Below are 23,775 nucleotides of genomic sequence, written 5' to 3'. Positions count from 1 at the left end.
AAGGGTCAGGACTCGGAGCCGTCGAGCGCCAGCCTGATGAGGGTGTCGGCGTCCATCTCGTCGATGTCGACGTCCTCGTCGGTGGAGGCGGGGTCGGTGTCGTCGCCGTCGGTGAGCTTCAGCAGCAGGTCCAGCAGCCCGGCCTCGCGGATGCGGGCCAGCGGGACGGTGGCGAGCGCCTGGCGTACCGCGGTCTCGGCCGGGTCGGCCGGGTCCTGCCGCTGCGCCTCGGGGACGAGCGCGGTGAGCAGGTGGTCGGCGAGGGTGACCGGGTCGGGGTAGTCGAAGACCAGCGTGGTGGGCAGGGGCAGGCCGGTGGCCCGGGTGAGCCGGTTGCGCAGCTCGACCGCGGTGAGCGAGTCGAAGCCCAGTTCCTTGAACGCCCGCCGTGGCTTGACCCGCTCGGGGCCGGGGTGGCCGAGCACGGCGGCGGCCTGGGCGCGGACCAGGTCGGTGAGGTGGCGGTCCTGCTCGTCGCGGGGCATAGCGAGCAGCCGGTCGCGCAGCGAGCGGCCACCGTCGGCCCCGGTGGTGTCGTCGGCGGCTGCGCCGGCCGCCCGGGCCTCGGGCAGGTCGGCCAGCAGCGGTCGCGGCCGGGCCGACGTGTACGCCGGGGCGAAGGTCGACCAGTCGACGTCGGCGACGGTCAGGCAGGCCCGGCCGCGTCCGACGGCGCTCCGCAGGGCGTGCACGGCGTCGGCGGGGTCCATGGCCCGCAGGCCGCGCCGGGACAGCTCCCGCCGGGCCTCGTCGGTGGCCATCCCGCCGTCGGCCCAGGGGCCCCAGGCCACGGAGGTGGCGGCGAGGCCGCGGGCGCGTCGCCGTTCGGCCAGGGCGTCGAGGTACGCGTTGCCGGCCGCGTATCCGGCCTGCCCGCCGCTGCCCCAGATCCCGGCGATGGAGGCGAAGAGCACGAACGCGTCCAGCGGCCGGTCACCGAGCAGTTCGTCGAGGTGCGCCGCGCCGGCGATCTTGCCGGTCATCACTCCGGCGAGCCGGTCGGTGTCGGTGTCGAGCAGCGGGGTGACGTCGTTGAGCCCGGCGGCGTGCACCACCGCGGTGAGCGGGGCAGGGTCGTCGTCGATCCGGGCGAGCAGCGCGGCGACCGCGTCCCGGTCGGCGACGTCGCAGGCGGCCACGGTGACCCGGACGCCGAGGGCGGTCAGCTCGTCGCGCAGCTCGGCGGCGCCGGGGGCGGCGTCTCCGCGCCGGCTGGTCAGCACGAGGTGCGCGGCGCCGTGGCCGGCGGCCCAGCGGGCCACGTGCGCGCCGAGCGCGCCGGTGCCGCCGGTGATCAGCACGGTGCCGGTGGGTCGCCACCGGTCGACCGCCGCCGGGTCGGCGGGGGTGGCCCGGGTGAGCCGGCGCGCGTACACGCCGGTCGGGCGCAGCGCGAGCTGGTCCTCGTCGCCGGCGGCGGTGAGCGCCGCCGCCAGCCGGGCCGGGTCGACGTCGGACTCGGGCAGGTCGAGCAGGCCGATGCGCAGCTGCGGCAGCTCCAGGCCGGCGACCCGGCCGAGGCCCCACAGGCCACCCTGGGCGACCCGGCGTACGGGGTCGGCGTCGCCGGTGCCGACCGCGCCCCGGGTGACGCACCACAGCGGGACCGTCGGGGCGGTGTCGTGCAGCGCCTGGATCAGCAGCAGCGTGGCGGCGGTGCCGGTCGGTACGGCCGGGTGCCGTGGGTGCGGGTCGTCGGACAGGCCGAGCAGGGAGACGACGCCGGTGACCGGCCCGTCGGCGAGCGCGGCGGCCAGCCGTCGGGCGAGGCCGGCGCGGGTGGCGGTGGCCGGTGCGGCGGTCACCTGTCGCACGTCGCCGCCGGTCGCGGTGAGCGCGGCGGTGAGCTGCGCGGCCACCGGGTCGTCGTCGGGCGCGACGAGCAGCCACCGGCCGGTCGCCGTGCCGTCGCCCAGGTCGACCCGCCGCCAGCTGACCTGGTACGACCAGCCGTTGACGGCGGCGTCCCGGGTGCGGGCGCGACGCCAGGTGGTGAGCGCGGGCAGGGCCGGGGTGAGGGCGTGCACGGCGTCCTCGCCGAGCTGCCCGGCCAGGGCGGCCAGGTCGCCGCTCTCCACGGCGGCCCAGAACTCCCCGTCTCCACCGTCGATTGTGTTGTCCGGGGTGCGGGCGACCGGCTCGGGCCAGAACCGCTGGTGCTGGAAGGCGTACGTCGGCAGGTCCACCCGCTGCGCGCCGGTGTCGGTGAACCAGGGCTGCCAGGTCACCGGCACCCCGGCCACGTGCAGTTCGGCCAGGGCGGCGAGCAGCGCGGCGACCTCGGTGCGGTCCTTGCGCTGGGCGGCGACCGCGAGCACGCCCGCGTCGCCGGGCAGCACGTCGGCGGTCATCGCCGTCAGGACGCTCTGCGGCCCGATCTCCAGGAACGTGTCCACCCCGGCCTTGCGCAGCACGGTGACACCGTCGGCGAACCGGACCGCCTCGCGCACGTGCCGCACCCAGTAGTCGGCGGTGCGGATCTCGTCCGGGTCGGCCAGCGCGCCGGTCAGGTTCGACACCACCGGCAGCAGCGGCGCGGCGAAGGTCAGCCCGGCCAGGACGGTGCGGAACTCGTCGAGCATCGGTGCCATCAGCGGGCTGTGGAACGCGTGGCTCACGGTGAGCCGGCGGGTGCGGATGCCCCGGTCCTTCCAGGCCCGTTCCACCTCGTCCAGGGTGTCGAGCGCACCCGAGACGACGACGGCGGCCGGGCCGTTGACGGCGGCGACACCCACGTCGGTCAGACCCTCGATCGACTCCGCCACGGCCTCCTCGGCCGCGGCGACAGCGAGCATCCCACCCCCGGCCGGCAACGCCTGCATCAACCGACCCCGCGCCGCCACCAACGCGCACGCGTCGGCCAGGGACAGCACCCCCGCCACGTGCGCGGCAGTGATCTCCCCGACCGAATGCCCACCCACGAAGTCCGGCACGATCCCGAACGACTCCACCAGGCGGAACAACGCCACCTCGACCGCGAACAACCCAGCCTGGGTGAACACGGTCTGATCCAGCAGCCCGGACTCGTCGGCGAACAGCACCGGCTTCAGCGGCTGCGGCAGCAGCCGGTCCAGGTGCACGCAGACCTCGTCCACCGCGGCGGCGAACACCGGGAACGCGGCGTACAACTCACGGCCCATGCCGGCACGCTGCGCGCCCTGGCCGGAGAAGAGCAGGGCGAGTTGTCCGCGCTGCTCCGGAACACCGGTCAGCACGGCGGCGGACGGCTCACCGGCGGCGAGGGCGCGCAGGCCGGCGAGCAGGTCGTCGCGGTCGACGGCGGTCACCACGGCCCGCTGTTCGAGGGCGGGTCGGGTGGTCACCGACGACCACGCCACGTCCACCGGACGCCGCGACCCGTCGTCGGCCAGCCACCGCGCCCACCGGCCGGCCTGCCCGGCCAGGGCCGCCTCCGACGTCGCGGAGAGCAGCACCGGCACCGCCCGGTCCGCCGCGATCGGTGCCGGGTCGGCCTGCGGCGACGCCAGGTCCGCCGGTGGCTGCTCCACGATGACGTGGGCGTTGGTGCCGGAGATGCCGAACGACGACACGGCGGCCCGGCGGGGCCGGTCCACCTGCGGCCACGGGGTCGCCTCGGTGGCCAGGGCCACCGCCCCGGCCGTCCAGTCGATGTGCGGCGACGGCTCGTCCACGTGCAGGGTCGGCGGCACCAGGCCGTGCCGCATGGCGAGCACCATCTTGATCACCCCGGCCACCCCGGCGGCGGCCTGGGTGTGGCCCATGTTCGACTTGATCGACCCGAGCAGCAGCGGACGGTCGGCGGGCCGGTCCTGCCCGTACGTCGCCAGCAGGGCCTGCGCCTCGATCGGGTCACCGAGCGTCGTGCCGGTGCCGTGCGCCTCGACCGCGTCCACGTCGGCCGTGGACAGTCGGGCGTTCGCGAGGGCCTGCCGGATGACCCGCTGCTGGGCCGGGCCGTTCGGGGCGGTCAGCCCGTTGGACGCGCCGTCCTGGTTGACGGCGCTGCCGCGCAGCACGGCGAGGACGCGGTGGCCGTGGCGGCGGGCGTCGGAGAGCCGTTCGACGAGCAGCATGCCCACGCCCTCGGACCAGCCGGTGCCGTCGGCCGACGCGGCGAACGACCGGCACCGCCCGTCCGGCGACAGCCCCCGCTGGCGGGAGAAGCCGACGAACGCGCTGGGGGTGGCCATCACCGTCACGCCACCGGCCAGGGCCAGGTCGCACTCCCCCGACCGCAGCGCCTGCGCGGCCAGGTGCAACGCCACAAGCGACGACGAACACGCCGTGTCCACGGTCACCGCCGGCCCTTCCAGGCCGAAGACGTACGCGACGCGGCCGGAGGCGACGCTGCCGGCGGTGCCGTTGACGAGGTAGCCCTCGAGTTCCGCCGAGGCGTCGAGCCGGCCGGCGTAGTCGTGGTGGATCAGGCCGGCGAAGACGCCGGTGGTGGCCTTCGTGTCGCGCGGGTCGAGACCGGCGGACTCGAACGCCTCCCACGAGGTCTCCAGCAGCAGTCGCTGCTGCGGGTCCATGGCCAGGGCCTCGCGGGGGCTGATGCCGAAGAAGCCGGGGTCGAACTGCGCCGCGTCGTACAGGAAGCCACCCTGACGGGTGGTCGACGTGCCGGCCCGGTCGGCGTCCGGGTCGTAAAGCGCGTCGAGGTCCCAGCCCCGGTCTGCCGGGAACCCACCGATCGCGTCCGCGCCGGAAGCGACCAGCTCCCACAGCTGGTCGGGGCTGGACACCCCGCCGGGGAACCGGCAGGCCATGCCGACGATGGCGATCGGGTCGTCGGCGCCGGCCGGGGTGACCGCCCGGGTGGCGGCGGCGGGCGACGCGGCGTGCCCCAACTGCTCGTGCAGGTGCTCGGCCAGCCGCTCCGGGGTCGGGTAGTCGAAGACGAGGGTCGCGGGCAGCCGCAGCCCGGTGGCCGAGGCCAACCGGTTGCGCAACTCCACCGAGGTCAGCGAGTCGAACCCGAGTTCCTTGAACGCCCGGCCACCCGCGACCGCCTGCGCCGACGCGTGCCCCAGCACCGCCGCCGCCTGCGCACAGACCACCTCCACCAGCAACCGACGCGCCTCGTCCCGGGCCAGCCCGGCGAGCCGGTCCGACCAGTCCGATCCGGTGCCGGCCACGGCGGTGCGGGCCTGGCGGCGTCCCGGGGTCCGGGCCAGCCGGCGGACGATGGGTGGGACCTGACCGGCGTCGGCGGTGATGCGTAGCCGGGCGGCCACCACCGCCGGCAGGGGGCCGCTGCGCGCCGCGTCGAAGAGGGCGGCGCCCTCGGTCTCGGGGAGGCCGCCCATGCCGATCCGACCCAGCCGCTGCTGGTCGTCGGCGCTGAGGTGGGCGGTCATGCCGCCGGTGGTGGCCCACATGCCCCAGCCGATGCTGGTGGCCGGCAGGCCCTGGGCCCGCCGGTGCTGGGCGAGGGCGTCGAGGGTGCTGTTGGCGGCGGCGTAGTTGCCCTGGCCGGGTGAGCCGAGGGTCGCCGCGATCGAGGAGAACAGCACGAACGCCGAAAGGTCCAGGTGCGCGGTGGCCCGGTGCAGCGCCCACGCCGCGTCCACCTTGGGCCGCAGGACGGTCGCCAGGGCCTCGTTGGTGAGTGCGGTGACGGTCGCGTCGGCGACGACGCCGGCGGTGTGCACGACGGCGGTCAGCGGGTGCGCCGGGTCCACGCCGGCGACCAGATCGGCCACCTGCGCGGCGTCGATGACGTCGACCGACACCGTCGTGACGGTGGCGCCCGCGTCGGTGAGGTCCTGGACCAGCGCCGCGTAGGCGGGTTCCTGCGCGGGGAGTCGGCGGGAGGCGAGCAGCAGGTGCCGGGCCTGGCCGGTGGCGACGAGGTGCCGGGTCACCACGGCGGCGAGGGCGCCGGCCGCCCCGGTGACCAGGACGGTACCGTCCGGATCCATCGGCGTCGGGACGGTCAGCACGACCTTGCCGACGTGCCGGGCCTGGCTGATGTGCCGCAACGCCTGCCGCGCCTGCCGCACGTCCCACGTCCGCACCGGCAACGGCGTGAGCGCACCCCGCTCGAACAGGACCAACAGCTCGCCCAGCATCTGCCCGATCCGCGTCCCACCGGCCTCGTTCAGGTCGAACGCCCGGTAGGCGACACCCGGATGCTGCTGCGCCACCACGTCGGCATCCCGGATGTCGGTCTTGCCCATCTCCACGAACCGGCCACCCCGCGGCAACAACCGCAACGACGCATCCACGAACTCACCGGCCAAGGCGTCGAGCACGACGTCCACACCGTCGCCACCGGAGGCGGTGGTGAAGGCGGCCTCGAAGTCGGTGGTCCGCGACGACGCGATCCGCTCCTGCGCCACGCCGAGATCCCGCAGGGTGCCCCACTTGCCGGGGCTAGCCGTGGCGTACACCGTCGCACCGAAATGCCGGGCGAGCTGGATCGCCGCCATACCGACCCCACCGGCACCCGAGTGGATCAACACCGACTCACCCGCCCGCAGACCGGCCAGGTCGTGCAGCGCGTAGTAGGCGGTGAGGAAGACCACCGGCACGGACGCGGCGTCGCGGAAGGACCAGCCGTGCGGCATCCGGGCGATCCGCTGCCGCTGGGCGACCACCTGCGGGCCGAAGCCGGGCTCGAACAACCCGAACACCCGGTCCCCGGGCGCCAGGTCGTCCACACCGGGGCCGACCTCCAGCACCACGCCCGCGCCCTCGCTGCCCATCACCGCCGCCGGGTCCGGGTACATGCCCAGCGCGATCAGCACGTCGCGGAAGTTCACGCCCGCCGCCCGCACGGCCACCCGTACCTCGCCGGGCGCCAGCTCGGCCGGGGTGGCCGGGACGATCTCGACGCCGTCCAGGGTGCCGGGCCGGGCCGCGGCGACGTGCCACGCGCCGTCGACCGGCGGCGTCAGCTCCGCGCCCACCTGCCGCACCAGCCGGGGTACGCACACCCGGTCGTCGCGGACGGCGACCTGCCCGCCGGTGGGGGTCGGGTCGGCGGCCACCGCCGCGAGCACCGCCACCGCCTCGGCATCCGGCACCCGGTCCACATCCGCCAACACGATCCGGTCCGGATGCTCCGACTGCGCCGAACGCACCAGCCCCCACACTGCCGCACCGGCCAGATCAGCCACCCGATCCTCAGCACCGACCGCCACCGCACCCCGGGTCAGCACCACCAACCGCGACCCGGCCAGCTCCTCGGCCGCCAACCACTGCTGCACCACGGCGAGGACGTCCGCCGTCACCCGCCGCACCAAGGCCGGCATGCCGGCGGCGTCGACCACCCCGGCGTCATCGGCGGCAGCGGTGACCACGCTGGCGGCGGGCAGCGGGAGCAGGACGACCGACGGCGCGTCGGCACCCGCCTGCACGGCCGCCACCAGCGCCGACACGTCCGCGAAGACCGCCGCCCCGGACAGGGCCGCAGCGAGCTCGGGGTCCGCACCGCTGCCGTGCGCCGGGTTCCCGGGTGCCGGCTGACCGAGGATGTCGGAGCCACCGCCCGACCCGGCCCGTCCGGGCAGCAGCAGCGCCCAGTCCACCGGCGCGGTGGCCGGGGCGACCTCCTCGACCTGCCAGGTCACCTCGAACAGCGACCGGTCCACCGCGCTGGGCGTGGCCACACCGGTCAACTCCCGCAGCGCCAGCGAGTCCACCGACACCACCGGGGCGCCCGACTCGTCCACCGCCACCAGGCGCACCGCCGCACCGGCGCGGGTCAACCGCACCCGCAGCGTGCGCGCGCCCGAGGCGTGCACCTGCACGCCCTCGAACGCGAACGGCACCCGCGCACCGGAGCCGCCCTGACCGTCGAGCAACCCGATCGGGTGCAGAGCCGCGTCCAACAGCGCCGGATGCACCCCGAACCCGCCCGCGTCGGCCCCTGCCACATCCGGCAGCACGACCTCGGCGTACACCGCATCGTCGCCGGACCACACCCGACGCAGCCCCTGGAACACCGGCCCGTACGACAGGCCGTGCCCGACCAGGGCGTCGTACCAGCCGGTGAGGTCGGTCTCCGGGACGCCGACCGGCGGCCAGGCGGCGAGGCCGGGCTCCTCGGCGGCGGCCGGTTCCAGGACGCCGTCGGCGTGCCGGATCCACTCGGCGTCCGGGTCGTCGTCGGGCTGGGAGTACACGGCCACGTCCCGGCCGCCGGTGTCGTCGGCGCCGCCGACGCGCACCTGCACCCGGACGCCGCCGGAGGCGGGCAGGACCAACGGCGCGGCGATCGTCAACTCCCGCACCCGGGACGCACCGACCTCGTCACCGGCGCGCACCACCAACTCGACGAGCGCGGTCCCCGGCACCAGCACCGCACCGGCGACCACGTGCTCGGCCAGCCACGGATGCGTCGACACCGACAACCGCCCGGTCAACAGCGCCTCGTCGTCACCGGCGAGACGCACCGCCGCACCCAGCAGCGGGTGCCCGGGGGCGGCCAGTCCGGCGCCGGACACGTCGTCGGAGCGCCAGGCCGCCGCGTCGGGCCAGAAGCGCTGCCGCTGGAACGGATAGGTGGGCAGGTCGAGCGGCCGTCCGCCGTCGCCGGTCAGTGGGGTCCAGTCGACGGGCACGCCGCCGGCGTACGCCTCGGCGAGGGCGGTGAGCAGCGCGGACGCCTCGGTGCGGCCCTTGCGCAGGGTCGGCACGACCACCGGGCCGGTGGTGGTGTCGTCGATGTCGGCCAGGCAGTCCCGGATCATGCCGGCGAGCACGCCGTCCGGCCCGACCTCCAGGTACGTGCCGACGTGACGCTGCCGCAGGTACGCGATGCCGTCGGCGAAGCGGACCGCCTCGCGGACGTGCCGCACCCAGTACCCGGGGTCGCGCAGCTCGTCGGCGTCGGCGGCCGTCCCGGTCAGGTTCGACACGACGGGCAGCAGCGGCGGGTGGAACGTCAGCCCGTCGAGCACGGCGCGGAACTCGTCGAGCATCGGTGCCATCAGCGGGCTGTGGAAGGCGTGGCTGACGGTGAGCTGCCGGGTGCGTACCCCGAGGGCGGTGACGTGCTCGGCCACCCGGTCGAGGGCGTCGAGCGCGCCGGAGACGACCACGGAGTTGGGCCCGTTGACGGCGGCGATCCCCACGTCGGCCAGCCCGTCGAGCACCGGCAGCACGTCCGCCTCGGACGCGTTGACGGCGAGCATCCCGCCGCCGGCGGGCAACGCCTGCATCAGCCGACCCCGCGCCGCGACCAACGCGCACGCGTCCGCCAGCGACAGCACCCCCGACACGTGCGCGGCGGTGATCTCCCCGACCGAGTGCCCACCCACGAAGTCCGGCACCACACCGAACGACTCCACCAGGCGGAACAACGCCACCTCGACCGCGAACAACCCGGTCTGGGTGAACACCGTCTGGTCCAGCAGCGCGGCCTCGGGCGAGCCCTCCGGCGCGAACAGCACCGCCTTCAGCGGCTGCGGCAGCAGCCGGTCCAGGTGGGCACAGACCTCGTCCAGCGCGGCGGCGAAGACGGGGAACGCCCCGGACAGCTCCCGGCCCATGCCGGCGCGTTGCGCGCCCTGGCCGGAGAAGAGCACGGCGAGCCGGCCGGTGCCGGCCGTGCCGCGCACCACGATGGACGACGGCTGGTCGTCGGCGACGGCGTCGAGGCCGGCGATCAGGTGCTGCCGGTCCCGGGGCAGCAGCACCGCCCGGTGGGCGAACGCGGAGCGTCCGGTGGCCAGGGCGTGACCGAGGTCGGACAGCGCGGTGTCCGGGTGCCGGCCCAGCCAGTCGCGCAGCTGTCGGGCCTGGTCGCGCAGCGCCTCGCCGGTGCGGGCGGAGAGCACGCAGGGGACGGTGAGGTCGCCGGAGGTGACGGCCGGCGGTGTGGTCCCGGCCGGCGTGGGCGTGCCCTCGGGGGCCTGCTCCAGGATGGTGTGGACGTTGGTGCCGCTGATCCCGAACGACGAGACGGCCGCCCGGCGGGGCCGGTCCGTCTCGGGCCAGGGCCGGGCCTGGGCGAGCAGGGCGACCGCCCCGGCGGTCCAGTCGATGTGTGGGGACGGCTCGTCGACGTGCAGGGTGGCCGGGAGCAGCCCGTGCCGCATCGCCAGGACCATCTTGATCACCCCGGCGACACCGGCGGCGGCCTGGGCGTGGCCGATGTTGGACTTGACCGAGCCGAGCAGCAGCGGCCGGTCGGCCGGCCGGTCCTGCCCGTAGGTCGCCAGCAGGGCCTGCGCCTCGATCGGGTCGCCGAGCGCGGTGCCGGTGCCGTGCGCCTCGACCGCGTCGACGTCGGCCGGGGCCAGCCGCGCGTTGGCCAGCGCCTGCCGGATGACCCGCTGCTGGGACGGGCCGTTGGGGGCGGTGAGGCCGCTGCTGGCGCCGTCCTGGTTGACCGCGCTGCCCCGGACGACGGCGAGGATGCGCCGGCCGTTGCGTTGGGCGTCGGAGAGGCGTTCGAGCAGCAGCATGCCGACGCCCTCGGCGAAACCGGTGCCGTCGGCGCCCGCGCCGAACGCCTTGCACCGCCCGTCGGGCGACAGGCCGCGCTGGCGGGAGAACTCGGCGAGCATGCCGGGGGTGGACATGACGCTGACGCCACCGGCGAGGGCGAGGCCGCACTCGCCCTGCCGCAGCGCCTGGGCAGCCAGGTGCAGCGCGACCAGGGACGACGAGCAGGCGGTGTCGACGGTGACGGCCGGGCCCTCCAGGCCGAACAGGTAGGAGATGCGGCCGGACGCGACGCTGCCGGCGCTGCCGTTGCCGACGTACCCGTCGAGGTCGTCGGAGGTGCCGAGGGCCTTGCCGGCGTAGTCGTGGTAGATCAGGCCGACGTAGACGCCGGTGCTGCCGCCCCGGGCGGTGAGCGGGTCGATGCCGGCCCGCTCGAACGCCTCCCACGAGGTCTCCAGCAGCAGCCGCTGCTGCGGGTCCATGGCCAGGGCCTCGCGGGGGCTGATGCCGAAGAAGGCGGCGTCGAAGTCGGCGGCGTCGTAGAGGAAGCCGCCGTGCTGGGGGGTGGTGGTGCCGTCCCCGCCGTCGGCGCGCAGGGCGGCGAGGTCCCAGCCACGGTCGGTGGGGAACGGCGCGATGACGTCGGCGCCGGCGGTGACGAGGTCCCACAGCTGTTCGGGGGTCCGGACGTCGCCGGGGAAGCGGCAGGCCATGCCGACGATGGCGATCGGCTCGTCCACCCCGGTGGCGGTGACGGTGGTCGGGGCGGGCGCGGTGGCGGCCCGGCCGCCGATCTCCCGGTCGAGGAAGTCGGCGAGCACGACGGGGGCGGGGTGGTCGAAGGCGACGGTGGCGGGCAACCGCAGGCCGGTGGCGGCGGCCAGCCGGTTGCGCAGTTCGACGGAGGTGAGCGAGTCGAAGCCCAGTTCCTTGAACGGCCGCTGCGCGTCGACGGTGTCCGCGGACCGGTGGCCGAGCACGGCGGCCACGCTGCCGGTGACCAGGTCGAGGAGTTGGCCGCGCCGCTCGACGGGGCTGAGCGCCGCGAGCCGGTCGGCCACCGACACCTCGGCGGTGGCCCGGACCGCGGCGCGCCGCCGGGAGCGGGGCGGGCGGACGAGGTCGCGCAGCAGCGCGGGGACCCGGCCGGGGTCCGGGGCCGCCGGCACCTTCATGAGGACGACGTGCGCGCCGCCGTGCCGCTGCGCGGCGTCGAGCAGGGCGAGCCCCTCGGCGTCGGTGAGCGGGGCGCTGCCGGTACGGATGGCCCGGCGGTGCTCGGTGGCGTCGAGGTGGGCGGTCATGGTGCTGGTGGTGGCCCAGAGTCCCCAGGCGAGGCTGGCCGCCGGCAGGCCGTGGGTCCGCCGGTGGTGGGCGAGGGCGTCGAGGGCGCGGTTGGCGGCGGCGTAGTTGCCCTGGCCGGGTGAGCCGAGGGTGGCCGCGATCGAGGAGAACAGCACGAACGCCGACAGGTCCAGGTGCGCGGTGGCGCGGTGCAGCGCCCAGGCGGCGTCGACCTTGGGTCGCAGGACGGCGGTGACCGCGTCGGCGTCGAGGGAGGTGATCGTGGCGTCGGCGATGACTCCGGCGGTGTGTACGACGGCGGTCAGCGGGTGGGCCGGGTCGATTCCGGCGATCAGCGCGTCGACCTGCTGCGGGTCGGCCACGTCCACGGACACGGCGGTGACCGTCGCGCCGGCATCTGTCAGCTCGGCCACCAGTGCGGCGTAGTCGCTGCCCTCGGCGGGCAGCCGGCGGGAGGCCAGCAGCAGGTGCCGGGACCGGCCGGTGGCCACCAAGTGCCGGGCCACCACCCCGGCCAGGGTGCCACTGGCGCCGGTGACCAGCGTCGTGCCGTCCGGGTCCACCGGCGTCGGAACGGTGAGGACCACCTTGCCGACGTGCCGGGCCTGACTGATGTGCCGCAACGCCTGCCGCGCCTGCCGCACGTCCCAGGTCCGCACCGGCAACGGCGCGAGCGCACCCCGCTCGAACAGCGCCAGCAGTTCGGTGAGCATCCGCCCGATGCGGGCGCCGCCGGCGGCGTTGAGTTCGAACGCCTGGTACGCCACGCCGGGGTGCTGGGCGGCGACGAGTTCCGGGTCGCGGATGTCGGTCTTGCCCATCTCCACGAACCGGCCACCCCGCGGTAGCAGCCGTAGCGACGCGTCCACGAACTCACCGGCCAGGGCGTCGAGCACGACGTCCACGCCGTCGCCACCGGAGGCGGTGGTGAAGGCGGCCTCGAAGTCGGTGGTCCGCGACGACGCGATCCGCTCCTGCGCCACCCCCAGATCCCGCAGGCTGCCCCACTTGCCGGGACTGGCGGTGGCGTACACCGTCGCACCGAAATGCCGAGCGAGCTGGATCGCCGCCATACCGACCCCACCCGCACCCGAGTGGATCAACACCGACTCACCCGCCCGCAGACCGGCCAGGTCGTGCAGCGCGTAGTAGGCGGTGAGGAAGACCACCGGCACCGACGCGGCCTGCACGAACGACCAGTCCGCCGGCACCTTCGCGATCCGGTCGCGTTGGGCGAGCACCTGCGGGCCGAAGCCGGGCTCGAACAACCCGAACACCCGGTCCCCGGGCGCCAGGTCGTCCACGCCGGGGCCGACCTCCAGCACCACGCCGGCGCCCTCGCTGCCCATGGCGGCGGTGGGATCCGGGTACATGCCGAGCGCGATCAGCACGTCGCGGAAGTTCACGCCCGCCGCCCGGACGGCGACGCGTACCTGACCGGCGGCGAGTGGCTGCGCCGCGCCGGGCAGCAGGTCGACGCCGTCGATGGTGCCGGGGTGCACCGCCGCCACGTGCCACAGGTCGGTGGACGGGGTGAGCCGGTCGGCGGCCGGGCGAGTGACCCGGGGCGCGTACACGGTGTCGCCGCGCAGCGCGACCTGCCCGCCGGTGGGGGTCGGGTCGGCGGCGACCACCGCGAGCAGCGCCAGCGCGTCGGCGTCCGGGACGCGGTCGAGGTCGGCCAGGACGATGCGGTCCGGATGCTCGGACTGCGCCGAGCGCAGCAGCCCCCACACCGCCGCGCCCGCCAGGTCACCGGCCGGGTCGCCCGGCTGCGCCGCGACGGCGTCCCGGGTGGCCACGACCAGCCGGGTGTCGGTGAGGGCGTCGACCGCGAGCCACGCCTGCACGGTGCCCAGCACGTCCAGGGTGGTGGCCCGGACCCGCGCGGGCAGGTCGTCGTCCGTCGCGCCGCCGGCCACCGGGAGCAGGACGGTCCGGGGTGCGGGCTCCCCCACCGCGATCGAGGCGGCCAGGGCCGCCGGGTCGGCGTACGCCGGCACGCCGGGCAGGTCGACCGGTGCGCCGAGCACCGCCCAGCCGGTGACGTCCCCGGCGGGGTCGACCTGCTCGGGCTGCCAGGCGACCTCGAACAGGGACCGGTCCGCCGTGGCAGGCAGCGGTGCGGCGCCGGCCTCCCGCAGCACGAGGGAGTCCACCGACACGACGGGCGCGCCGGACTCGTCCGCCGCGACGAGGCGTACCGCGGCGCCGGCTCGGGTCAGCCGGACCCGCAGGGTCGGGGCGCCGGCCCCGTGCACCTGCACGCCCTCGAAGGCGAACGGCATCCGGGGGCCGGTGGGCGGGTCGGCCAGCAGCAGCCCGACCGGGTGCAGGGCCGCGTCGAACAGCGCCGGGTGCACCTCGAACCGGCCGGCGCTCTCCGCCACCTCGTCGGGGAGGGCGACCTCGGCGTACACCTCGTCGTCGCCGGTCCACAGCCGGCGCAGCCCCTGGAACACCGGCCCGTACGACAGGCCGTGCCCGGCGAGCGTGTCGTACCAGCCGGACAGGTCCACCTCGGACGCGCCGGTCGGCGGCCACTGGCCCACCGTCGGCTCGTCGGCCGACGCGGGTTCCAGGACGCCCTCGGCGTGCCGGGTCCACTCGGCCTCCGGGTCGTCCTCGGGCTGGGCGTGCAGCGTGACGCCGCGCGTCCCGTCCCCGTCGGCCGCGCCGACGCGCACCTGCACCCGGACGCCGCCGGAGGCGGGCAGGACCAACGGCGCGGCGATCGTCAACTCCCGCACCCGGGACACACCGACCTCGTCACCGGCCCGCACCACCAACTCGACGAGCGCCGTCCCCGGCACCAGCACCGCACCGGCCACCACGTGCTCGGCCAGCCACGGATGCGTCGACACCGACAACCTGCCGGTCAACAGCGCCTCGTCGTCACCGGCGAGACGCACCGCCGCACCCAGCAGCGGATGCCCGGCCACTCCGAGGCCGGCGCCCGACACGTCACCGACCTGCCACGACCCCACCTCCGGCCAGAACCGCTCCCGCTGGAACGCGTACGTCGGCAGGTCCACCCGCCGCGCGCCGGTGCCGGCGAAGACGGCGGCCCAGTCGACGGGTACGCCGGCGGTGTGCAGGCCACCGAGCGCGGTGAGCAGCTGGCGGGGGCCGTGCTCGTCGCGGCGCAGCGAGCCGACCACCACGCCGGGCCGGTCGGGGGCGGCCCGGTCGAGGGCGTCCTGCACCACGACCTTGAGCACGGGGTGCGGGCTGACCTCGACGAACGCCCGGAATCCGGCGTCGATCAGGGAGTCCACGACGGGGGCGAGGCGGACCGGCTCGCGCAGGTTGCGGTACCAGTAGTCGGCGTCGAGTTCGGTGGTGTCGACGAGGTCGCCGGTGACCGTGGAGTGGAAGGCGACCGTGGTGGGGTGGGCCTCGACGGTGCCGAGGGCGGCGGCCAGGTCGTCGCGGACGGCCTCGACGTGTCCGCAGTGCGAGGCGTAGTCGACGGCGATGCGCCGGGCCCGGATGTCGCGCTCGGCGCAGGTGGCGAGCAGTTCGGTGACGGCCGCCGCGTCGCCGGAGACGACGGTGACGCCTGCGCCGTTCAGGGCGGCGACGGAGAGGGCCCCGTCCCAGGGCGCGATGAGCTGCGCGGTGTCGTCGGCGGAGAGCGGCACGGAGACCATGCCGCCGAGCCCGGAGATGGCCAGCAGGCCGCGGCTGCGGGCGACGACGAGGCGCATCGCGTCGGGCAGGGTGAGCGCGCCGGCCACGCAGGCGGCGGCGATCTCGCCCTGGGAGTGGCCGATGACGGCGTCCGGCCGGACGCCGCAGGAGCGCCACACCTCGGCGAGGGAGACCATGACGCAGAACAGCAGCGGCTGGACGACGTCGACCCGGTCCAGCGGCGGGGCGCCGGGTGCGCCGCGCAGCACGTCCTCCGGGGTCCAGTGGACCAGCCCGGCGAGTTCCGCCGCGCACTCGTGCATGCGATGCCGGAAGACCGGCGAGGAGTCCAGCAGGTCGAGCGCCATGCCGGCCCACTGGGTGCCCTGGCCGGGGAAGACGAAGACGACCTTCGGCGTACCGTCGCCGGCGGCGGCGTGGTGCGCGGCGTCGGCGAGCGCGGTTAGCCCGGCCAGCGCGTCGTCCCGGTCGGCGACCACCGTGACCTGCCGGTACGGGTGGTGGGCGCGGCCGGTGGCGAGCGCGTACCCGAGGTCGACGAGGTCGAGGTCCGGCCGCTCGGCGAGGTGGGCGTGGACCCGGGCGGCCTGGTCGCGCAGCGCGCGGGCACTGCGGCCGGAGACCAGCAGCGGCACGGCGTCGGCGGCGACCAGGCCGGGCACCGCCTCGACGGGTGTGCTGCGGGGGGCCGGGGTGTCGGCGGGGGCCTGCTCGATGACGGCGTGGGCGTTGGTGCCGCTGATGCCGAAGGAGGAGACGGCGGCGCGGCGGGGCCGGTCGACGGCCGGCCATCCGGTGGCCTCGGTGGTCAGGGCGACGGCCCCGGCGGTCCAGTCGATGTGCGGGGACGGCGCGTCGACGTGCAGGGTGGGCGGCACCAGGCCGTGCCGCATGGCGAGCACCATCTTGATCACCCCGGCGACGCCGGCGGCGGCCTGGGTGTGGCCGATGTTCGACTTGATCGAACCGAGCAGCAGCGGCCGGTCGACGGGCCGGTCCTGCCCATAGGTGGCGAGCAGTGCCTGCGCCTCGATGGGGTCACCCAGGGTGGTGCCGGTGCCGTGCGCCTCGACGGCGTCCACGTCGGCCGGGGTGAGGCGCGCGTTGGCCAGGGCCTGCCGGATGACCCGCTGCTGGGACGGGCCGTTGGGGGCGGTGAGGCCGTTGGACGCGCCGTCGGAGTTGACGGCGGTGCCGCGGATGACGGCGAGGACGCGGTGGCCGCGCCGCCGGGCGTCGGAGAGCCGCTCGACGAGGAGCATGCCGACGCCCTCGCCCCAGCCGGTGCCGTCGGCGCCGGCGGCGAACGCCTTGCACCGGCCGTCGGGGGCCAGGCCGCCCTGGCGGGAGAACTCGGAGAACATGCCGGGCTGGGCCATCAGCGCGACGCCGCCGGCCAGGGCCATCTCGCACTCGCCGGAGCGCAGCGCCTGCGCGGCGAGGTGCAGGGCGACCAGCGACGACGAGCAGGCGGTGTCGACGGTGACGGCGGGGCCCTCGAACCCGAAGGTGTACGCGACGCGGCCGGAGGCGACGCTGCCGGCGGTGCCGGTGAGCAGGTGTCCTTCCAGGCCGTCGAGGCCGTCGCTGCCGGTGGCGGCGTAGCCGGAGGACGCGGCGCCGATGAAGACGCCGGTGACGGTGCCGTGCCCGGTGGCGGGGTCGATGCCGGCGTGTTCGAACGCCTCCCACGAGGTTTCCAGCAGCAGCCGCTGCTGCGGGTCCATGGCCAGGGCCTCGCGGGGGCTGATGCCGAAGAAGCCGGGGTCGAACTGCGCCGCGTCGTACAGGAAGCCACCCTGACGGGTGGTCGACGTGCCGGCCCGGTCGGCGTCCGGGTCGTAGAGGGCGTCGAGGTCCCAGCCCCGGTCGGACGGGAACCCTCCGATCGCGTCCGCGCCGGAGGCGACCAGCTCCCAGAGTTCGTCGGGGGTGGCGATGCCGCCGGGGTAGCGGCAGGCCATGCCGACGATGGCGATGGGTTCGTCGGCGGCGACCGTGCGGACGCGCTCCCGCTCCGGTGACGCGGTGGTCTCGCCGAGCTGCTCGTGCAGGTGTGCGGCGAGGCGCTCCGGGGTGGGGTGGTCGAAGACGAGGGTGGCGGGCAGCCGCAGCCCGGTGGAGGCGGCCAGCCGGTTGCGTAGCTCCACCGAGGTCAGCGAGTCGAACCCGAGTTCCTTGAACGCCCGGCCACCCGGCACCGCCTGCGCCGACGCGTGTCCCAGCACCGCCGCCGCCTGCGCACAGATCAGGTCCACCAGCAACCGGCGGGCCTCGTCCCGGGCCAGCCCGGCGAGCCGGTCCGACCAGGAGGTGCCGGTGGACGGGCCGCCCGCCTGCCGGCGTACGCCGGTGCGGGCGAGCAGCCGGAGGATCGGCGGGACCTGTCCGGCGTCGGCGGTGATCCGCAGTCGGGCCGCCGCGACGGTGGGCAGCGCCCGGCCGGTGGCGGCGTCGTACAGGGCGGCGCCTTCGGTGGCGGTGAGGCCGGCCATGCCGAGGCGGCGTAGCCGCTGCGCGTCGTCGCGGTCGAGGTGCGCGGTCATGGTGCTGGTGGTGGCCCACATGCCCCAGCCGATGCTGGTGGCCGGCAGGCCCTGGGCCCGCCGGTGCTGGGCGAGTGCGTCGAGGTACGCGTTCGCGGCGGCGTAGTTGGACTGACCGGGTGAGCCGAGGGTCGCCGCGATCGAGGAGAACAGCACGAACGCCGACAGGTCCAGGTGCGCGGTGGCCCGGTGCAGCGCCCACGCCGCGTCCACCTTGGGCCGCAGGACGGCGGTGACCGCGTCGGCGTCGAGGGAGGTGATCGTGGCGTCGGCGATGACTCCGGCGGTGTGTACGACGGCGGTCAGCGGGTGGGCCGGGTCGATTCCGGCGATCAGCGCGTCGACCTGCTGCGGGTCGGCCACGTCCACGGACACGGCGGTGACCGTCGCGCCGGCATCGGTCAGCTCGGCCACCAGTGCGGCGTAGTCGCTGCCCTCGACGGGCAGCCGGCGGGAGGCCAGCAGCAGGTGCCGGGACCGGCCGGTGCCGACCAAGTGCCGGGCCACCACCCCGGCCAGGGTGCCACTGGCGCCGGTGACCAGCGTCGTGCCGTCCGGGTCCACCGGCGTCGGAACGGTGAGGACCACCTTGCCGACGTGCCGGGCCTGACTGATGTGCCGCAACGCCTGCCGCGCCTGCCGCACGTCCCAGGTCCGCACCGGCAACGGCCGCAACGCGCCGCGCTCGAACAGCGCCAGCAGTTCGGTGAGCATCCGCCCGATGCGGGTGCTGCCCGCTTCGTTCAGGTCGAACGCTCGGTAGGCGACACCCGGATGCTGCTGCGCCACCGCGTCGGCGTCGCGGATGTCGGTCTTGCCCATCTCCACGAACCGACCACCCCGCGGCAACAACCGCAACGACGCATCCACGAACTCACCCGCCAGCGCGTCGAGCACGACGTCCACACCGTCGCCACCGGAGGCGGTGGTGAAGGCGGCCTCGAAGTCGGTGGTCCGCGACGACGCGATCCGCTCCTGCGCCACCCCCAGATCCCGCAGGGTGCCCCACTTGCCGGGACTGGCCGTGGCGTACACCGTCGCACCGAAATGCCGAGCGAGCTGGATCGCCGCCATACCGACCCCACCGGCACCCGAGTGGATCAACACCGACTCACCCGCCCGCAGACCGGCCAGGTCGTGCAGCGCGTAGTAGGCGGTGAGGAAGACCAGGGGGACGGAGGCCGCCTCGGTGAAGGACCAGCCGGCGGGGATCTTCGCCACCCGTACCCGCTCGGCCACGACCTGCGGGCCGAACCCGGGTTCGAACATGCCCATCACCCGGTCGCCGGGGGCGAGGTCGTCGACGCCGGGGCCGACCTCCAGCACCACGCCCGCACCCTCGCTGCCCATCCGGGCCGCCGGGTCCGGGTACATGCCGAGCGCGATCAGCACGTCGCGGAAGTTGACGCCGGTCGCGCGTACGGCGATCCGCACCTGTCCCGGGCCGGGCCGCAGGGCGGGCGCGGGCACCAGGGCGACGCCGTCGAGGGTGCCGGGCGTGACCGGGGCCAGGTGCCAGGGGCCCGACGCCGGGGGCGTCAGGTCGTCGCCACCGAGGCGGGTCAGCCGGGGTACGCGCACGGCGTCCGCGCGGATCGCCACCTGCCCGCCGGTGGGGGTCGGGTCGGCGGCCACCGCCGCGAGCACCGCCACCGCCTCGGCATCCGGCACCCGGTCCACATCCGCCAACACGATCCGGTCCGGATGCTCCGACTGCGCCGAACGCACCAGCCCCCACACCGCCGCACCGGCCAGATCAGCCACCCGATCCTCAGCACCGACCGCCACCGCACCCCGGGTCAGCACCACCAACCGCGACCCGGCCAGCTCCTCGGCCGCCAACCACGCCTGCACCACGGCGAGAACGTCCGCCGTCACCCGCCCCACCACGTCCGGCGTGCCGCCGGCGTCCGCCACCGCAGCACCGGCGCCCACGTCGGCGACCGGCACCGGGAGCAGGACGACCGGCGGCGCGTCGGCGCCCGCCTGCACGGCCGCCACCAACGCCGCCACGTCCGGGAAGACCGTCGTGCCGGGCAGGGCCGCAGCCGTCGCGGAGCCCGGGTCCGAACCGCCCTGTGGGCCGCCGGGCAGCAGCACCGCCCAGTCGACCGGCGCGGCGGCCGGCGCGACCTCCTCGACCTGCCAGGACACCTCGAACAGCGACCGGTCGGCCGGGCTCGGGGCGGCGCCCGCCCCCATCTCGCGCAGCACCAGCGAGTCCACCGACACCACCGGCGTACCCGAGGGGTCCACCGCGACGAGGCGGACCGCCGCACCGGCGCGGGTCAACCGCACCCGCAGCGTGCGCGCACCCGAGGCGTGCACCTGCACGCCCTCGAACGCGAACGGCACCCGCGCACCGGAGCCGCCCTGACCGTCGAGCAACCCGATCGGGTGCAGAGCCGCGTCCAACAGCGCCGGATGCACCCCGAACCCCGCCGCGTCGGTCACCTCATCCGGCAGCACGACCTCGGCGTACACCGCACCGTCACCGGACCACACCCGACGCAGCCCCTGGAACACCGGCCCGTACGACAGGCCGTGCTCGGCGAAGGCCGGGTACCAGCCGGACAGGTCCACCTCGGACGCCTCGGCCGGCGGCCAGGCGTCCAGGGTCGGCTCGTCGGGCAGGGCGGGTTCCAGGACGCCGTCGGCGTGCCGGGTCCACTCGGCGTCCGGGTCGTCCTCGGGCTGGGAGTGGACGGTCACCTGGCGGGCGCCGGCGGCGTCGGTCGCGCCGACGCGTACCTGCACCCGGACGGCGTCGGACGGCGGCAGGGTCAGCGGCGCCGACACGGTCAGCTCCCGTACCCGGGACGTGCCGACCTCGTCACCGGCGCGCACCACCAACTCGACGAGCGCGGTACCCGGCACCACCACCGCGCCGGCGACCACGTGCTCGGCCAGCCACGGATGCGTCGACACCGAGAGCCGACCGGTCAGCACCACCTCGTCGTCACCGGCGAGACGCACCGCCGCACCCAGCAGCGGGTGTCCGGCCACCCCGAGGCCGGCCCCGGACACGTCACCGACCTGCCACGACCCCACCTCCGGCCAGTACCGCTCCCGTTGGAAGGCGTAGGTGGGCAGGTCGATCCGGGTCGCGCCGGTGTCGGTGAACCAGGTGTGCCACGCGACGGGCACCCCGGCGACGTGCAGTTCGGCCAGGCCGGCGAGCAGCCCGGCGACCTCGGTGCGGTCCTTGCGCTGGGCGGCCACGGCAAGCACACCCGCGTCGGCGGGCAGCGCGTCGGCGGTCATCGCGGTCAGGACGCTCTGCGGCCCGATCTCCAGGAACGTGTCGACACCGGCGGCACGCAGGGCGGTGATGCCGTCGGCGAAGCGGACCGCCTCGCGGACGTGCCGCACCCAGTAGTCGACCGTGTCGATCTTGTCAGGATCGGCGAGCGCGCCGGTCACGTTCGACACGATCGGCAGCACCGGCCTGGAGAAGGTCAACTTCTCCAGGACCGCCCGGAACTCGGCCAGCATCGGCTCCATCAGCGGGCTGTGGAACGCGTGGCTGACCGTCAGTCGACGGGTGCGCACACCCCGGCCCTGCCAGACCCGCTCCACCTCGTCGAGCGCGTCGAGCGCACCGGAGACGACGACGGAGGTGGGCCCGTTGACCGCCGCGATCCCCACGTCGGCCAGCCCGTCGAGACCAGCCACCACCTCCGCCTCGGACGCGTTGACCGCCAGCATGCCGCCGCCGGCAGGCAGGGCCTGCATGAGCCGACCCCGGACCGCGACCAGGGCGCACGCGTGCTCCAGCGACAACACCCCGGCCACGTACGCCGCCGTGACCTCCCCGATCGAGTGTCCACCCACGAGGTCCGGCACCACACCGAACGACTCGACGAGGCGGAACAACGCCACCTCGACCGCGAACAACCCGGCCTGGGTGAACACCGTCTGGTCCACCAGCCCGGCCTCGGGCGAGCCCTCGTCGGCGAACAGCACCGGCTTCAGCGGCTGCGGCAGCAGCCGGTCCAGGTGGGCGCAGACCTCGTCCAACGCCGCCGCGAACACCGGGAAGGCGGCGTACAGCTCCCGGCCCATGCCGGCGCGCTGCGCGCCCTGACCGGAGAAGAGCACCGCGAGCGGACCCCGGTCCCCGGCCTGACCCGTGACGACCGCACCCGACGGCTCCCCCGCCGCCAGCGCCCGCAGCCCGGCCAGCAGATCGTCCCGACCCGTCGCCGCCACCACCGCACGGCTGTCCAACGTCGACCGCGTCGCCACCGACGAGAACGCCACGTCGAGTGGACGCAGGTCGCCGTCGGCCTCCAGCCAGGACGCCCAACGACCGGCCTGCGCGGCGAGCGCGGCGGGGTGCGCGGCGGAGAGCAGCACCGGGGCGGCCGGCAGCGCACGCGCCGGTGAGGCGTCGTCGGTGGCGGGCTCGGGCGCGGGGGCCTGCTCCAGGATGAGGTGGGCGTTGGTGCCGCTCATGCCGAACGAGGAGACGGCGGCACGACGGACCCGACCGGGCTCGGCCGGCCACGGCCGGGCGTCGGTGAGCAGGGCGACGGCGCCGGTCGTCCAGTCGATGTGCGGGGACGGCTGCGTGACGTGCAGGGTGCGGGGCATGGTCGCGTGCCGCATCGCCAGCACCATCTTGATCACCCCGGCGACGCCGGCCGCGGCCTGGGTGTGGCCGATGTTCGACTTCAGCGAGCCGAGCCAGAGCGGCCGGTCCGCGGGGCGGTCCGTGCCGTACGTGGCGAGCAGGGCCTGCGCCTCGATCGGGTCGCCGAGGGTGGTGCCGGTGCCGTGCGCCTCGACCACGTCCACGTCGGCGGGGGTGAGTCGGGCGTTGTCCAGGGCCTGCCGGATGACGCGCTGCTGGGCGGGACCGTTCGGGGCGGTGAGGCCGCTGCTGGCCCCGTCCTGGTTGACGGCGCTGCCCCGGATCACGGCGAGGACGGGGTGGCCGTTGCGGCGGGCGTCCGACAGCCGCTCGACGAGCACCATGCCGACGCCCTCGGCCCAGCCGGTGCCGTCGGCGTCGGCGGAGAACGCCTTGCAGCGGCCGTCGGCGGCGAGGCCGCGCTGGCGGGAGAACTCGACGAAGCCGCCGGGGGTGGCCATCACGCTGACCCCGCCGGCCACGGCGAGGGTGCACTCTCCGTCGCGCAGGGCCTGGCCGGCCAGGTGCAGGGCGACCAGGGACGACGAGCAGGCGGTGTCGATGGTGACGGCCGGGCCCTCCAGCCCGAAGGTGTACGCGAGCCGGCCGGAGATGACGCTGGCGGCGGTGCCGGTCAGCACGTACCCCTCGGCACCCTCGGGAAGGCGGCGCAGGACGGAGGCGTAGTCCTGACCGGCGGTGCCGACGAAGACGCCGGTACGGCTGCCGCGCAGCGCGCCCACGTCGAGGCCGGAGCGTTCGAACACCTCCCAGGTGGTCTCCAACAGCAGCCGCTGCTGGGGGTCCATCGCGAGCGCCTCGCGGGGCGAGATGCCGAACAGGGTCGGGTCGAAGTGCCCGGCGTCGCGCAGGAACCCGCCCCGGTCGCTGTACGAGGTGCCGGGGTGGTCGGGGTCCGGGTCGTACAGCCGGGCCAGGTCCCAGCCGCGGTCGGTGGGGAACGTGCCGGTCGCGTCGGCGCCGGCGCCGACGAGGTCCCACAGTTCCTCGGGGGAGCTGACGCCGCCGGGGAACCGGCAGGCCATGCCGACGACGGCGATCGGCTCCGGTTCGGCGTCCTCCAGCTCCCGCAGGCGCCGGTGCGCCTGGCGGAGCTCGGTGGTCACCCACTTGAGGTGTTCGAGGAGCTTCTCTTCGTCCGCCATGACCCACCCGCCCGGAGCTTGCTGCCGATCGATTCCACCGACTGGAGGCCATCGATCCGGCTCGGCGTCACTGACCGGCGCGACC

At 75.7% G+C, this 23,775-nt stretch carries 1 protein-coding gene; it reads right to left on the bottom strand.

All coding sequences use genetic code 11. From position 1 onward, the window contains the following. Window positions 1-5 precede the first annotated feature (5 nt). Window positions 6-23,690 (bottom strand): type I polyketide synthase, encoded by a 23,685-nt coding sequence (locus tag GA0070614_RS28360; protein ID WP_231933421.1) that lies wholly within the window; start codon window positions 23,688-23,690, stop codon window positions 6-8. Window positions 23,691-23,775: the final 85 nt, after the last annotated feature.

Origin of the sequence: Micromonospora coxensis, from assembly GCF_900090295.1 — a bacterium.
In the GTDB taxonomy this organism is placed as follows: domain Bacteria; phylum Actinomycetota; class Actinomycetes; order Mycobacteriales; family Micromonosporaceae; genus Micromonospora; species Micromonospora coxensis.
Note: the sequence above shows the minus strand (reverse complement) of the source record. Positions and strands in the feature narration are given on the sequence as shown.

Bases quoted from the DNA above. Each gene is read 5' to 3' on its own strand.
- GA0070614_RS28360 (WP_231933421.1), bottom strand. From the start codon at position 23,690: ATGGCGGACGAAGAGAAGCTCCTCGAACACCTCAAGTGGGTGACCACC.